This is a genomic window from Nesterenkonia aethiopica, assembly GCF_039534665.1.
Classification (GTDB): Bacteria; Actinomycetota; Actinomycetes; order Actinomycetales; family Micrococcaceae; genus Nesterenkonia; species Nesterenkonia aethiopica.
In genome coordinates this window covers 23854-38414 of the sequence record NZ_BAAAVT010000023.1, presented here as the reverse complement: position 1 = coordinate 38414, position 14561 = coordinate 23854, and the positions used below count along the sequence as shown (strand labels likewise).

The 14561-nt window shown below is 65.3% G+C and carries 12 protein-coding genes and 1 pseudogene; 6 read left to right on the top strand and 7 right to left on the bottom strand.

Annotated elements, in window-relative coordinates; genetic code table 11:
* The first annotated feature begins 22 nt into the window (after nucleotides 1-22).
* Both ABD658_RS14250 and ABD658_RS15365 read left to right on the top strand, forming a co-directional pair.
* On the top strand, nucleotides 23-331 hold the full coding sequence (locus ABD658_RS14250; protein ID WP_344744862.1) for a DDE-type integrase/transposase/recombinase: 309 nt from the start codon (nucleotides 23-25) through the stop codon (nucleotides 329-331).
* Nucleotides 332-477: 146 nt separating this feature from the next.
* Nucleotides 478-597 (top strand): annotated as a pseudogene (locus ABD658_RS15365) (IS3 family transposase); the annotation flags it as partial.
* Nucleotides 598-911: 314 nt separating this feature from the next.
* On the opposite strand, the gene ABD658_RS14245 reads toward ABD658_RS15365, so the two are convergent.
* From ABD658_RS14245 to ABD658_RS14225, 5 genes are all read right to left on the bottom strand, one after another.
* Nucleotides 912-2789 carry a glycosyltransferase gene (locus ABD658_RS14245; protein ID WP_344684148.1) on the bottom strand — a complete coding sequence of 626 codons (1878 nt, stop codon included), beginning with the start codon at nucleotides 2787-2789 and terminating at the stop codon, nucleotides 912-914.
* 68 nt (nucleotides 2790-2857) lie between these two features.
* Nucleotides 2858-4096, bottom strand: coding sequence for a UDP-N-acetyl-D-mannosamine dehydrogenase (wecC, locus tag ABD658_RS14240; protein ID WP_344684150.1), 1239 nt, complete (start codon nucleotides 4094-4096; stop codon nucleotides 2858-2860).
* A gap of 324 nt (nucleotides 4097-4420) precedes the next feature.
* The gene (gene panD / locus ABD658_RS14235) at nucleotides 4421-4831 is read right to left on the bottom strand and encodes an aspartate 1-decarboxylase (protein WP_344684152.1); all 411 of its coding nucleotides are present in this window, start codon (nucleotides 4829-4831) and stop codon (nucleotides 4421-4423) included.
* Nucleotides 4832-5014: 183 nt separating this feature from the next.
* On the bottom strand, nucleotides 5015-6373 hold the full coding sequence (locus tag ABD658_RS14230) for a TIGR01906 family membrane protein (protein ID WP_344684154.1): 1359 nt from the start codon (nucleotides 6371-6373) through the stop codon (nucleotides 5015-5017).
* A gap of 110 nt (nucleotides 6374-6483) precedes the next feature.
* Nucleotides 6484-7473, bottom strand: coding sequence for a stage II sporulation protein M (locus ABD658_RS14225; protein WP_344684156.1), 990 nt, complete (start codon nucleotides 7471-7473; stop codon nucleotides 6484-6486).
* 70 nt (nucleotides 7474-7543) lie between these two features.
* On the opposite strand from ABD658_RS14225, the gene ABD658_RS14220 reads away from it, so the two are divergent.
* Nucleotides 7544-8362, top strand: a complete 819-nt coding sequence (locus tag ABD658_RS14220; protein ID WP_344684158.1) for an RDD family protein — start codon at nucleotides 7544-7546, stop codon at nucleotides 8360-8362.
* Nucleotides 8363-8422: 60 nt separating this feature from the next.
* Nucleotides 8423-8791, top strand: coding sequence for a response regulator transcription factor (locus tag ABD658_RS14215; RefSeq protein ID WP_311026084.1), 369 nt, complete (start codon nucleotides 8423-8425; stop codon nucleotides 8789-8791).
* On the opposite strand, the gene ABD658_RS14210 is transcribed toward ABD658_RS14215, so the two are convergent.
* Nucleotides 8778-10631 carry an XrtP-associated glycosyltransferase gene (locus tag ABD658_RS14210; protein WP_344684160.1) on the bottom strand — a complete coding sequence of 618 codons (1854 nt, stop codon included), beginning with the start codon at nucleotides 10629-10631 and terminating at the stop codon, nucleotides 8778-8780. The two genes, ABD658_RS14215 and ABD658_RS14210, sit on opposite strands and share 14 nt — an antisense overlap.
* Before the next feature lie 56 nt (nucleotides 10632-10687).
* Nucleotides 10688-12346: a sensor histidine kinase gene (locus ABD658_RS14205; RefSeq protein WP_344684162.1), complete on the bottom strand. Its 1659-nt coding sequence runs from the start codon at nucleotides 12344-12346 to the stop codon at nucleotides 10688-10690.
* A gap of 101 nt (nucleotides 12347-12447) precedes the next feature.
* On the opposite strand from ABD658_RS14205, the gene ABD658_RS14200 reads away from it, so the two are divergent.
* Entirely contained in the window at nucleotides 12448-12657 is a 210-nt protein-coding gene (locus ABD658_RS14200) for a Trm112 family protein (RefSeq protein WP_344684164.1), read from the top strand.
* The gene (gene ahcY / locus ABD658_RS14195) at nucleotides 12654-14129 is read left to right on the top strand and encodes an adenosylhomocysteinase (protein WP_344684166.1); all 1476 of its coding nucleotides are present in this window, start codon (nucleotides 12654-12656) and stop codon (nucleotides 14127-14129) included. The genes ABD658_RS14200 and ahcY overlap by 4 nt, the downstream gene beginning before the upstream one ends.
* Nucleotides 14130-14561: the final 432 nt, after the last annotated feature.

The window sequence follows — 14561 nt, the reverse complement described above, 5'->3', positions numbered from 1 at the left end:
GGGTGGGTCACGCCGATAGAATATGAACGTAATCGGATCATCACCGCGGCATGAGAACCCAAGAAATGATGACGCCACGGAACTCAGGACGGACCAGGGCCTCCATCAAACCCAGGGCGCTTCAGAACACCCCACTCGGGCGGGCAAGGTGTACTGCTGCGTCGTGCTGGACACCTACTCCCACAGCGTCGTCGGCTGGTCCGTCGATTCCTCACCCAACGCCGCGCTCGTGACCAACGCGCTCGGCATGGCCATCGACAGCAGGCTCGGCGAAACCGTCGAACCCAGCACCATCATTCACCCCGACCGAGACCCACGTTTCGGATCCTGAGCCTTCACCCAGCGCGCCCGCGACTCCAGCCTGCTGGTCTCAATGGGCAGCATCGGGGACTGCTACGACATCTCCACGATCGAGAGCTTCTGGTCCCGGTGCAGGTCGAACTGTTCGCCCGGAAGAAGTGAAACACCCGCCTCGACCTCGCCGAAGCCATCTTCGAGTACCTCGAGATCTGGCGCAACCGAAAGCGCCGTCACAGCCAACTCGGTTGGCTCACTCCGCTAGAGTTCGAACGCAAGCACACCATCACTGTGGCATGAGAATCCAAGAAGCTCGACTCCACGGAACCCGGGGCGACCCCAAGCCTCCAAGCAACCCGGGACGCTCCAACCGACCATATCCCCGAGCCTTAGGGACAGAAGTGTCATCGGCTACAGTGGGAATCAGTCGGTCACTGGCTTCCGAGCTTCGACCCGGACACCCATTGCGGTCGCAACGTCGTCGAACGCCGCAATCGTCATATCAAGCACGGGCGCGGGGTCGCGACTCGCTATGAGATGTAGGCGAAGACCTATCGGGGTGCTCTGGTTGTCAACGCGGTGATCGCATGGACCGCTCATTCGTCAGACTCGCCCTAGACCGAGGCCCCCAGCTTCCTGTAGGCCGCACGATAGTGAGGCACATTGGAGTCCCATGTACGGGCTTCCCGCACCCAGCGAGCACCTTCCTCGGCCATAGCCCGCCGCCGCTCAGCATTGCTCAAGAGGCTGTCCAGAACTTCAGACAACGCTACCGAATCGCCCGCGGGAAATGTCTCACATGCGGCACCCACATCTTCACGAATCTCTGAAAGCGCAGCTACATCAGACATCACAACTGTTCGCCCTGTGGAGAAAGCCTCAAAAGGCTTCAGCGGAGTAACCAACTCAGTCACTCGGGTGGATCGCCGCGGAACCACGAAAAGATCGATGACGCTGTAGTAGTCGAGGACCTCATCATGGGGGACCCTTCCGGGGAATTTTACGTACTTTAGACCTTTCTGGCGAACAGATCGCTTTATCTGGCCGAGATAGTTTCCATCTCCAACGATCATTAGGCGAATCTTCTCGGGGCCATTCTCGTACTTTCGGGCGAGCCGATCAAACGCTTTAACGAGTGTCTCAATTCCCTCATATTCCACGATGGATGAGATATATCCAATAATCTTCGTATCAGGCGAAAGGTTAAGCTTCTCCTTAATTCTCAATGAAGGAGTAACGACAGGAAACTCGTCGACATCAACAGCATTAGGTGCGAGTGATACACGTGATGCATCCAGGCGCTCTGGGCTACTTTCATCTAGAATATGATCCCTCATCACCCGAGCCAACGTGACCACATGCCTCGCACGCTCTCGCACCAGCCTCTCGTTACGGCGCCGGTATGCATAGGCTTCAGGAATCCCGTACATCTGAAAGACGAGGTCAGTGTCATCCCAACCCTGGGCCCTCGCCACTCTAGACAGCCACGACTCTTCCCAGAATCCGCGAGACTCATACAGGGCCGGCACGCCCGTTGCCTGCCCAACCTGGGTCGCGATGACACCGTTGAAGAAGTCTGAATGAGCATGCAGGACGCTCGGGCGCTCCTTGATAGCAACATCATAAAGCTCCTTCACATTTTGCATGATCCAGTGCTTCAGCCCATGATCCTGCCGAGCAGGACCGCCAAGCTGCACGGTCCTGATACCCTCCACGGACTGTTCGCTCCGAAGAGGAGTTGCTTCCGCTGTGTTCCCACCCGACTGCACGGCAACGACTGACTCGATTCCTTGTCGGCGCAGCGCCTCGACAGTGTACTGAGTCCTCAATGTGTACCCGGTCTGAGTCGCCGGCAGGCTCTTTCCCACCATATGCAGGATGGGTCCACCTGCATCATATGCATCAACCCGCGGTAAGTCCGGCAGCCCTTCCCACGGATCCTCGAAGACTCCAAGTTCCGCTTCGACCCTCTCCATGGCTATGCGGTCCGCATCCGCACGGGTCCGGTCGGCAATGGCCTGCAGAAGACGCAGTGCATAGAGCATGTACCCGGAAGATCGAGCGTGCCGATACAGCAGGCGAAGCTCGGAAACCTTCAGCGCGGACTCAATGCCGAACTGTTCTATGATGGGCTTGACCTCGATGTAATGGCCTGCCTCGATGAGATGGTGAGCAACTCCGATCGACTGCTTCCGAGAAAATAGAATAGACAGTGGAGTTCCGTCAAAAATATTCCTACGGATCGCCATAATGAATGGCAAGTCACTAATTACTTGACTATCAGTCTTCCTTTTTTCGACTTTCTTTCGCGAATTCATTCGCTTGCCGCTACCTCCCTCGCTGGACGCGGGGTGCTCAAGACCAACGTTCGATTCATAGGCAATACTGGCACGACCGCCGACGGCTTTGGTCGTGGAGGTGCTTGTCTCGGGCTTGAGCCGGTGCGACTCCGGGCTCTCGGCCAGAGCGGCGTCTCGAGCGTTCTCTTTCACGGTGCCCCTTCTTGAAGTAACGGACTCCCCGATTTTATACCGTTGAGCGACTGCCCTCGCCAGGTGGGTCAGCGCCAGATGCCGCGGGAGTCGATCACCGTGTGCCCGACCAGGCGGGCGGCGTCGATGGCCTTGAACTGGTCATGGTCGACCAGCAGCACCAGGATCTGGGCGTTCTGCACAGCGTCGTCGATCCCTGCCAGGGAGACGTTGCCGGACCCGGCGAGCTCGGCGGGCAGCTGGTCGATATGCGGCTCCACAGCCAGGATGCCGGCCTCTGGGGCGCGCTCAGCCAGACGTTGCGCGATCGACAGCGACGGCGACTCCCGCAGGTCATCGATGTTGGCCTTGAACGCCAGGCCCATCAGCGCCACCGTGGCCTCCCGCCCGTGATGTTCCAGGGCCTGCTCGATGCGGCCCAGCACCCACTCGGGCTTGGCATCGTTGGTCTCCCGGGCAGTACGGATCAGCCGTGCGGCATCGGGGGCCGCGTCCACGATGAACCACGGGTCCACCGCAATGCAGTGCCCGCCCACGCCAGGACCGGGCTGCAGGATGTTGACGCGCGGGTGGTGGTTCGCCAGCTCGATCAGTTCCCACACGTCGACGCCCAGCTGGTCACAGATGACGGAGAGCTCGTTGGCGAAGGCGATGTTCACATCCCGGAAGCTGTTCTCGGTCAGCTTCGCCATCTCCGCGGTCTTCGCGTCGGTCAGCAGGACCTCACCGGTGCAGAAGGCCTGATACAGGGTCTTCGCGGCTTCCGCAGCGGCTCGGGTCAGCCCGCCCACGATCCGATCGTTGGTGGCCATCTCCACCATGATCCGCCCAGGCAGCACGCGCTCCGGACAATGGGCCACCAGCAGGTCGCCCGCAGCGAGGTCAGGGCGGGACTTCAGGATCCGCTCGGCCATGTGCTCGGTCGCCCCGGGGGGAGAGGTGGACTCCAGGATCACCAGCTCACCACCGGTCAGCTTCGGCGCGATCCCATCGGCGGCGGCCTCGATGTAGGACAGGTCCGCCGAATGGGAATCGGTGAACGGGGTCGGCACCGCCACGATGTAGGCGTCCGCCACCGGGGTCTCGGTCGATGCCGAGAGCATCCCGGCGGCCACCGCACGCTCCACGACCTCCCGCAGACCCGGCTCCACGAACGGCACTTCCCCGTTGTTGACCGCGTCGACGTTGACCGGTGAGACATCCATCCCGACGACCCGCACCCCGCTGTCGGCCAGGATCGCCGCGGTGGGCAGACCGATGTACCCCAGCCCGATCACACCGACGGTCGAGAACTCCCTCGAAACCACAAGAACTCTTTTCCTCGAAGAAAAATCATGACGCCCATGCAGATGGAACATGTCCGGCCCAATCGCAACACCTTGAACTATCCACATGACCAGCTACGTCCACCGCATCGGCAACTGTATACCCGATAAAACGGTGCACAGTACATCTACATGTACTCGGCGGAGGCCCCCATGCATCACGACACCCTGTAGCGGATAATTCGCGAATGCAAACTTCTGGTGTGTCGATGCGCCCAAGCCTGCCCATGGAAAATCATAAGAACCGCCAGACCTTCGACAATGTGAACTGAGCCAGAGACACTGGCCCTCCACTGGCGGCCCCGCTCACACCCGCCCCGAAACCTGCCCCTCTGCACCTGGCACCGGTTCGGCGGCGTCGTCGTCCAGAGCCACGATGCGGTTCTCGCCGTCGACATGGACGATCTTCGGCGTGTGCTCGGCGATCTCCGCGTCGGTGCCCATCTGGTAGGAGATGAGGATCACCAGATCACCGGGGGCCACCAGGTGGGCGGCGGCGCCGTTGATGCCGAGCACCCCGGAGCCTCGCTCGCCCGCGATGGTGTAGGTCTCCAGGCGGGCGCCGTTCGTGATGTCGACGATCTGCACCTGTTCGCCCTCCACGATCCCCGCGGCATCGAGGAGATCCTGGTCGACCGTGACGGATCCGACGTAGTGGAGATCAGCCTGGGTGACCGTGGCCCGGTGAATCTTGCCACCCATGACGGTTCTCAGCATGCGGTGTTCCCTTTCGACATCGGCCCGATCGGGCCACGGTGCTCTCGGCGTGGAGGACGGGGTCTGCGCCCCCCACAGAGTACTAAAGAGTACACAGACGCACGGAGCCCCGCCGGATGGACCGGCGGGGCTCCGTGGTGTCACAGGGCACGACAGCCCGCTCAGAGGCTGATGAGGCGGTCCTCAGCGGCCCACCCGCGGCGCGTTGGAGTACTCGGCGTCCTTGGTCAGCTCGGCGACCAGCTTCTCCCGCCGGATCGCGTAGACCTCCTCCAGGCGGGCCCTGCGCCGGGCACGGCGACGCTTGGTGGGCCACGTGACGATCAGAATGATCACGGCGATGAGCGCGACCAGCCCGACCACCGCGATGCCGGCGTCCATCCAGAACTGCTCCGGGTAGAGCCGGATCAGCGTGGAGTCCGGGCTGAAGGTCCAGGTGCCGTCCGCGAAGAAGATGCGGTGGAAGGTGTCGAAGAACTGCTGCCAGCTCAGGACCGCGACGACGGCGGCTGCAGCGATCAACCCCAGGGTCGCCCATGCTCCGGCGAAGAAGCCGCGGGCCACTCCACCGGGGCGCCAACGACGCAGCAGCAGGGCGAAGATCAGGGTGAGCAGCAGCAGGACGAGTCCGCCGCCCATGGCAGAGACCATGACCAGCTTCACATCGGTCATGTGGCTGACCTCAGCCTCGGTGAACAGCGGTTCCCCGCCCGGGGCGAGCTCCGCCAGGTACCGGGAGTTGGCGGCGTTGAACAGATAGTCCATGCCGTAGGAGCCGTAGAGGAGCCGGTCAGTGACGTCGAATCCTCCGGTGTCCTCGGGGAACCCGGGCCGGTTGTATGCGATCCACAGGAAGACCGGGGAGGCCACCAGCCGGATGGCGGCGACCGTGATCATCAGTGGCACGAAGATCGCCACCAGGACCTGGAAGAAACGGGAGACGCCACGCTTGTCCCGGGCGACCTCCTCATCCAGGTCGGCATCTGTGATGGCCTCGCCGGACTCGTGGCGCGGCACAGCCGTCGTCGCGGTGGCCTCGTAGGGCCGGTACGGCTCCTCCGAGTCGGCCGGAGCAGGCGAACCGGCAGCCGGCGAGGCGGCTGGCGACGCCGTCCCGGGAGCGGGGACGGCCGCGGGGGCCTCGGCCGCCGCAGAGATCGACTCCGGGGAGGTCGCCGACTGGGGGGAGGCCGTCCCCTCTGGAGTTCCGGTCCGCGGCAGCGCGGCTGTCGCGGAGGTGTCCGAGTCCGCAGGCTCGGGGACTGGCTCGGGGGCCGCCTCTGCCGCCGCGACGTCGTCCAGCGGGCGTGTCGCGTCCTGGTCGGGACGCGGCACCGCCGTGGTGGCGTCCTCGTCGGCCGACGGCGCGGCGGCGTCGCCGGACGCCTCCTGCTGGGGTCCGTCCGGGTCCGTGCCCTCGAGCCGATCCTCCGGGAAGTCCGGGGCGTCCTCGGCGAAGGCGCCGTAGTCGAGACCCGACTCGAAGTCGTGGCCGGTCCCGGCGGTCTCCTCGTTCTCAGGCCGCTTCGAATTCGCGCTCATGATCGCCTCTCCACGCAGTGCTTTCCACTGTCGAGCGTACGGTCCTGACACGGCATTTCCGTGGAGACCTGCCGCAGAGTGTCGGAACCGCCAAGCGGTTCGGCCAGGCTTCAGGCCGTCAGCTCATGCGAGCCGGCGTCGTAGCGGCCCAGGTCGCCCGTGACACCGGCCCGGTGGGCGCGGCCGCCCAGCACCAGCGTGTACACCCAGTAGGCGGCCAGCACGAGCGCACCGATGCCGATCTTCAGCCAGGACGGCAGGGCGCTGGGGGTGACGAATCCCTCCACGATCCCGGAGACCAGCAGCACGATCACCAGCCCCACGGCCACGGTGATCAGCCGCCGCCCCTCATAGGCCAGTGAGGTCAGGCGCCGCTGCTGCCCCGGCGCCACCCAGGCCCAGAAGATCCGCAGACCCGCGGCACCGGCGATGAATATCGCGGTGATCTCCATCAGCCCGTGCGGCAGGATGTTCAGCCAGAACACGTCGGCTGCGCCCTGCTCCGCCATGATGCCGCCGGCGATGCCCACGCCCTGGGCGTTGAGGAACAGGATGAAGGGCACCCACACGCCGGTCACCCCGAAGGCGACCTCCTGGGCGGCGATCCAGGCGTTGTTGGTCCACACCTGGGCGGCGAAGGACGAGTTGGGATGCTCGGAGTAGTAGTCCTCGAACTGAGAGCCGGCATAGGCCTCCCGCTCGGCCTCCGGCATCAGCAGGTCGAGCTGCGGATGATGATAGGTCCAGATGCCGTAGCCCACAGCCACGGCGATGAAGGCCGCCCCCAGGATAAGAGTCAGCCAGCGGATCCGGTAGAACGCGGCCGGCAGCGACTGGGCGAAGAAGTAGGCGATGCCCTCGAAGACGTTGCCGCCCGAGCCGGTCAGCTGCGTGCGGGCCCGCCCCAGCCGGGCGGAGAGCCCGGCGGCCAGGGAGCCCCCCGGCTCCACCGCCTGCACCATGGACAGATGCGTGGAGGTGCGCTCATAGAGGCGCAGCAGCTCATCAGCCTCGGCCGCGCTCAGGCGGCGCTGGTCGGAGAGGACCGCCAGGCGGTCCCATTCCGACTGATGCACGGCGACGAACGCATCGATGTCCACGGCACCGAGCCTAACCCAGGGCCGGCTCAACACGCTGACGTGCGACGTCGGTCCCAGTACAGTGGGTGTCATGCGCACCGTGATCACCGGCGAGGCCGTCAGACTTGAGCTGCCGCCGGCCTCCGTGGCGGTGCGCGGCACCTCGCTGCTGATTGATCTGGTCATCTATGTCCTGATCTACATCGGCATCCAGCTGCTCTTCGGGTACTACTCCGGACAGATCTTCCAGACCATGGACCCTGCCATGTACGCGGCATTCTCCCTGAGCACCGTGGTGCTGTGCTTCGTGATCCTACCGATCACCATCGAGACGCTCTCCCGAGGGCGCTCGGTGGGCCGACTCATCATGGGGGTGCGGATCGTCCGCGACGACGGCGGCACCGTCCGGCTGCGCCATGCGCTGATCCGCGGGCTGATCGGCTTCCCGGAGAACTTCCTCTCCTTCGGAGTGCTGCCGCTCTTCTGCGGCATGATCAACGCCCGCGGCAAGCGTCTGGGCGACATGGCCGCCGGCACCTACGGCATCCTGGTCCGCCAGCCGAAGGTGAAGCCCATGATGCTGCCGGTGCCCCAGCACCTGACGTCCTGGACCCAGATCGCGGACCTGGGCCGCATCCCGGACCGGCTCGCGCTGCGCATCTCCCGGCTGCTGCGCCGGATGGAGACCACCGGCCGCGGGGACAACCTCGGCGTGCTGCACCGCACCGCCGACCAGCTCGCCGATCAGCTGCGCCCGCACATCTCCCCTCCCCCGCCGCCGTCGTCCTCCATGGACTTCCTCATCGCCGTCATGGCCGAGCGACGCAACCGCGAGTACCGGAGGCTGCGCCGCCAGCAGGAACGCACCGGAGAGCTCAGCCGCCGGCTGCACACGCTGCCGTATTCCTGACGGTCTCCCAGCACTTCGGACCTCAGCCCCAACGCCCTATTCGACGGAAGGACGGAGACGATGGGCTCAGCCACCACGGCACTGATCATTGAGGACGATGACGACATCAGGCGGCTCCTGGAGATGGTGCTCACCCAGATGGGCTTTCAGGTGGACTCCGTGTCCGAGGGAGGAGAAGGCCTGCGGCTGGCCGAGCACACGGACTACTCGCTGCTGAGCGTCGACGTGGGCCTCCCCGACATGGACGGTCATCAGCTGGTGCGACGCGTACGCGACTCGTTCTCGGGAAAGATCGTGATGATCAGCGCTCGGGCATCCGCCGCGGACGAGGCCGCCGGTCGCGACGCCGGCACGGACGCCTACATCACGAAGCCCTTCAGGCCGCGGGAACTCCGCGCCTCCCTGACGGAGCTGCTCACCGAGGGATGACGATCCCACGGACAGCATCCACGGTCTCCTCCCCCACGCGATGCAGCACCTTCATGCTCTGATCGGCCTCCGTGCGGTCGCCCCCCTCGAGAACCACCTCCACGTCCCGAGCACACTGGGCAAGCCGCTGAGCGCCGAGCATGTCGGACGACACGCGGATGCTTCCGAGCGCATCGCGGATCGCCACCTCGTCCTCGGCGGAGACGGCGAGCCTGAGGTTCGCCCAACGCCGCGGCCAGACCACGGCGAACATGCCCAGAAGCTCCCGAGAGGACTCCTGGTCGCCTCCGAGCTCCACGGCGAGATCGTCGACGACGGTGGCTGAGACCAGCGGGTGCGCCAGCAGTCCGGCAGGCACAGCAGGCATCGGGCCGAGGTCGACGGCATCGGCATTGCGCAGCGTCTTGGCCCAGCCGGTGCGGCCGGTGAGCATGCGCGCCATCGCACGCGGGTAATATAGGTACGTCAGGTACACGTATATGAGGTAGCAGGCTCCCAGGAGGACCGCCTGCCCGCCGCCGAGTCCAGGTTCGCAAGATCGACGATAGACCAGCCCCCACAGTGCGTAGGGGAACACGATGAAGACTGCGGCGAGCAGGATCATCCATTCCAGAGGTTCCCCCGCGGCGAATCCAGCATTGCCCGTGACCACCGCGTGGACCAGCAGGGCCGGACCCAGCAGCAGGTTGATCATGATGAGCCACGGCTGCGCCATGAAGTAGTGGATCTCTGCCAAGCCGGCACCCTGTACGTGGCTGCTCCTGCGCAGGTCCCGGAGGTTGCTCGCGCATTCGAGGTTCCCCTGGGACCACCGGGTCCGCTGGGTCAGCAGACGCCTGCCGAACGGCAGCGCCTCCTGCGAGACGTGGGCATCAGGGATGTAGTGCGTCCGGTGGCCGCGTGCCAGGATGTTCAGGCCCAGTTCATAGTCTTCGCACAGCTTCTGGCCCCATGGCTGACCGAACGCGTCGTCGAGATCGGCCAGGACGGACAGTCGGGTGAATTGGCCGTTGCCTCCCATCCCCACCGTCCCGGTCTGGACGCGCAGCATCTGCATCGCAGAGTTCGAGGTGCGGAACTCGATGTCCTGCAGCCGCACCAATACCCGACCCAGCCAGTTGACCAGCCTCCCCGAGGTCGGGCGTGGCCGCTTGTCATCCCGGTTCTTCATCCAGACTTCGAGTTGAACCGCTCCGACGGACTCGTCACCGAAGGCATCGGGGCCGGCCAACAGGTCCAAAGCGTTGTCTGACAGGAAGCCGTCCGCATCCAGCACCCCGATGATCGTGCGTCGGCAGTCCGTGGAGTGTTCTGCGACCCAATCGGCGATGACCCGATACGCACTGTTGAGGGCGTCGCCCTTTCCCGTCCGGGCGTGAGGTCGACGTCGGGAGATCAGGTGCACCTTGTCGTCGAAGTCGCTCAGACCCGTCACGATCGTTGCTGTGGCGTCCTCACTGGCATCGTCGATGACCCACACGTGCATGCCCGGAAAGCTGCTGCGGGCCGCGGAGACCGTCTCAGCGATGACGCTCTCCTCGTCCCGACACGGGATCATCACATGCCAGCTCAGATCCTCGAGGTCCCCCGACCGGCTCGGGCGACGCCTCACATAGGTGACGACCAGCAGGCTGACATAGGTCAGCGCCAACGCAGAGATCCCGGTGACGATCACCAATGCTGCGTCGCGCCACGGGGAGTCCCCGAAGGTGCCGAACGCCCCGGAGAAGCAGAAGACCACCGCGGCCATCGCCCCATAGACCACGCAGCCCAAGAAAGCGAGCAGCGGCACCCGTACACGCGACGGGCGGTTCGCGTCAGCGGCGTCAGTCTCGGGCATTCACCCTCCGCACATCGTCGATTCCCGGCTCGGGCGTTGTTCCGGCCACGGTACTATCACAGGATAACTCTGAAGGTCGTCCCCTCATCCGGGGCTGACGTCACGCTGATGGTCCCGCCATGGGCCTCCACGATGCTGTGCACCAGGGCCAGTCCCAGGCCGGCACCGCCGACCACGGACCTCCTGGCAGACGCCGCCCGGTAGAACGGAACGAGGACTTGGCTCGCCTCCTTCTGGGTCATGCCAGGGCCGTCGTCTGCGACCTCGACGACGGCTCCTTCGGCGGTCTGCCGCACCGTGACGCAGACCCGACCTTCCTCTCGTCCGTACTTCACGGCGTTCTCGATGAGGTTGTCCAGCACCTGGGTGATCCGCGACCGATCGGCCGACACCACACACGGGCCGCGGCTCTCCACGTCCAGCTGAATGCCATGGCGCACTGCAGACGGCCTCGCCGCCTCGAGACACTGCGAAACTAAGAGCCCGATGTCGAAGGGCTCCTTGTTCAGCGTCATCACCCGCAGGGCCGCCTGCTGTTCGTCCAGCAGGTCCCGGACCAGCCGTTCCAGCTTCTCGCCATTGCGCCGGATGACCGCCAGGTGCTCCGAGGCGACGCCACGTTGCGAGGACCACGGAATGTCCTCCAGCGCATCGTCGGCGAGGTCGGCGAAGCCGATCATCGACGTCAGCGGGGTCCGCATCTCATGGGACACGGAAGCGATCACCTTCCGCTGGATCTCGAGCGCCGAGTGCTCCTCCGTCACATCGCGGAAGATCAGCACGGCGGACTCCCGGCTGCCGTCCGGCTTCAGGACCGCACGCGAGCTGCAGGAGATGGTTCGCTGATCCGCCCCTGGAGCTCCCGCAAGGAAGACGAATCTGTCGAAGTCCTCCCCCCGGTTGGCCCGAACCGCCGGTCGCGCCTCAGGCTCCACGGGGCTTCCATCCGAGTGGAAGATCAGGTGACCCGCCTCAGTTCTGTCCGTATTGGAGTCCGGGGAGACGATCGCGTGGATCTCCCGCTGGGCCTTGTTCATCATGACGTCGTGTCCTTCGGCGTCCATCACCAGCACACCGACGTTCAGGTTCTCGAGGACCCCCGCCAATCTCCTGTCCGACTTCTCCACGTCCTGACGGAGCTCCTGCTCCCGGACCAGAGCACGTTCCGCCGTCCTCCGGCTGGCTTCCAGCTGTTGCAGCGGGCCCAGAACCGCAGCACAGATCAGCACCAGGGTGACAGGCAGGCCCGAGTACCGGGCGACATCTGTGAACGTCACATCCTCCACATACAGCACCAAGGAAGGCAATGTGACGGAGACGATCACAGTCACCGTGGCCACCACCGCGCCGCGGACCCGGAACCGGGCCACGAGCCACAGGGACGGCACGAGAACCAGAGTGGAGAGCATGGCTCCATCCGGGTACGTCGCGATCCTGCAGATGCCGCAGGCCACGATGCTCGTGGTGGGCAGGAGCACCTCGAGACGACGGGGCACACCCCGGCTGCGAAGCCACAGCAGCAGCACGACACCGGCAGCCGGCAGGCTGAGGCCCACAGCCACCAACGTCCACGTCGAGGGCCCAGGAGCGGAGACCGCCAACGAGACACTGGGAACGGCTAGGACCACCAGGAACGTGATCTGCTGGACAAAGATGAAGGCGGACCCGGCAGTCTTGTGGAGGAGCGCATTGACGAAGGTCTCGATCCTCGGCATGCGGGAACTATCTCACGGGCGCAGCCCTTCCTGACACTGCGAGTGTCCGCAGGTGACGTGGGCACCGGCCCCCGTCATCGCTCCGCGATAGGCTGGGATCCATGCCCAGTGCACCCCAGACGACCGTCATCTCCCCCGACGTCCTCGAGATCCTGCGCTGTCCCGTGACCGCGGCACCGCTGCGTCAGGACGGCGACCACCTGGTCTCCGTCAGCGATGACACCATCCGCTACCCCATCGAGCACGGCGTGCCCCGACTCCTGGCCGACGCCGCCTCCAGCACCACCGACGAGGAGACCCCTGCCCCATGAGCTTCGACTACAAGATCGCCGACATCTCCCTGCATGAGGCCGGCCGGCACCAGATCCGCCTGGCCGAACACGAGATGCCGGGCCTGATGGCCCTGCGCGAGGAGTATGGCGAGTCCCAGCCGCTGGCCGGGGCCCGCATCGCCGGCTCGCTGCACATGACCGTGCAGACCGCCGTGCTGATCGAGACCCTCACCGCCCTGGGCGCCGAGGTCCGCTGGGCCTCCTGCAACATCTTCTCCACCCAGGACGAGGCCGCCGCCGCCGTCGTCGTCGGTGACGGCACCCCTGAGGACCCCCAGGGCGTGCCGGTCTTCGCCTGGAAGAACGAGACGCTGGAGGAGTACTGGTGGACCGCAAGCCAGATCTTCGCCTGGCCCGGTGTGGATGAGGACCCCGCCAAGGGTGCCAACATCATCCTCGACGACGGCGGTGACGCAACCCTGCTGGTCCACAAGGGCGTCGAGTTCGAGGCCGCCGGCGCCGTCCCCTCGGGCACCGAGGAGGACCCGGAGGAGTACCGGATCATCCTGGAGACCCTTCGGTCCTCCCTGGCGGAGAACCCCTCCCGGTGGACGGGCGTGGCCAGTACCCTGCTGGGCGTCACCGAAGAGACCACCACCGGGGTGAACCGCCTCTACCAGCTGGCCCGCGACGGTCAGCTGCTCTTCCCGGCGATCAACGTCAACGACTCGGTGACCAAGTCCAAGTTCGACAACAAGTACGGGATCCGCCACTCCCTGCCGGACGGCATCATGCGCGCCACCGACGTGCTCATCGGCGGCAAGGTCGCCGTGGTGTGCGGCTACGGCGACGTCGGCAAGGGCGCGGCCGAGGCGCTGCGCGGACAGGGCGCCCGGGTCATCGTCACCGAGATCGACCCCATCACCGCGCTGCAGGCCGCCATGGACGGCTACCAGGTGTCCACCCTGGATCAGGTCGTCGGCATCGGTGACATCTTCATCACCACCACCGGCGGCAAGGACATCATCTCCGCCGAGGCGATGCAGCAGATGAAGGACAAGGCCATCGTCGGCAACGTCGGCCACTTCGACAACGAGATCGATATGGCCGGACTGGCCGCGATCCCCGGCATCGAAAAGGTGGAGATCAAACCGCAGGTCCACGAGTGGGTCTTCCCGGAGACCGGCGGCCGCTCCATCATCGTGCTCTCCGAAGGCCGCCTGCTGAACCTGGGCAACGCCACCGGCCACCCCAGCTTCGTGATGAGCGCCAGCTTCGCCAACCAGGTGATCGCCCAGATCGAGATCTTCGCGAAGTCCCACAAGGTCCGCCCCGGCGACGGCAGCTACCAGAACGAGGTCTACACCCTGCCGAAGATCCTCGACGAGAAGGTCGCACGCCTGCACCTTCCCGCGCTGGGTGCCACGCTCACCGAGCTGACCAAGGACCAGGCCGACTACCTCGGCCTCGATGTCGCGGGTCCCTACAAGCCGGAGCACTACCGCTACTGACACATAGCCGAGCCCGACAGCACAGGGCCCGCCCCGACGCTCGACCAGAGCGTTCGGGGCGGGCCCTGGCTATGAGCCGGCCCGCTCAGCACTCGACAGCAAACCACTGCAGCGGAGAGTCCATCACCCGACGTATCCCAGAAGGCCAGCATATTCGCAAGGATGCGGGACGAACGGGACAGTGAGCCCGCGATGGCCATATTCCACATCAGGCTCGTCCGCTGACTCGCCCGGCCAGACAGGTGGCCCCCGCCGTTTCGATGAACGGCGGGGGCCACACTCCTGGTCCTGGACCGGGATCGGGACAGGTCCTCAGCTCATCATGCCCGGACCCTGCTGCGCCGGACCAGGACCAGGCCGACGCTCAGAGCAGCCACAGCTGCGATGGCCAACAGGGCGAAACCGGTGACCCCCGTAGAGGCCAACGTGCCA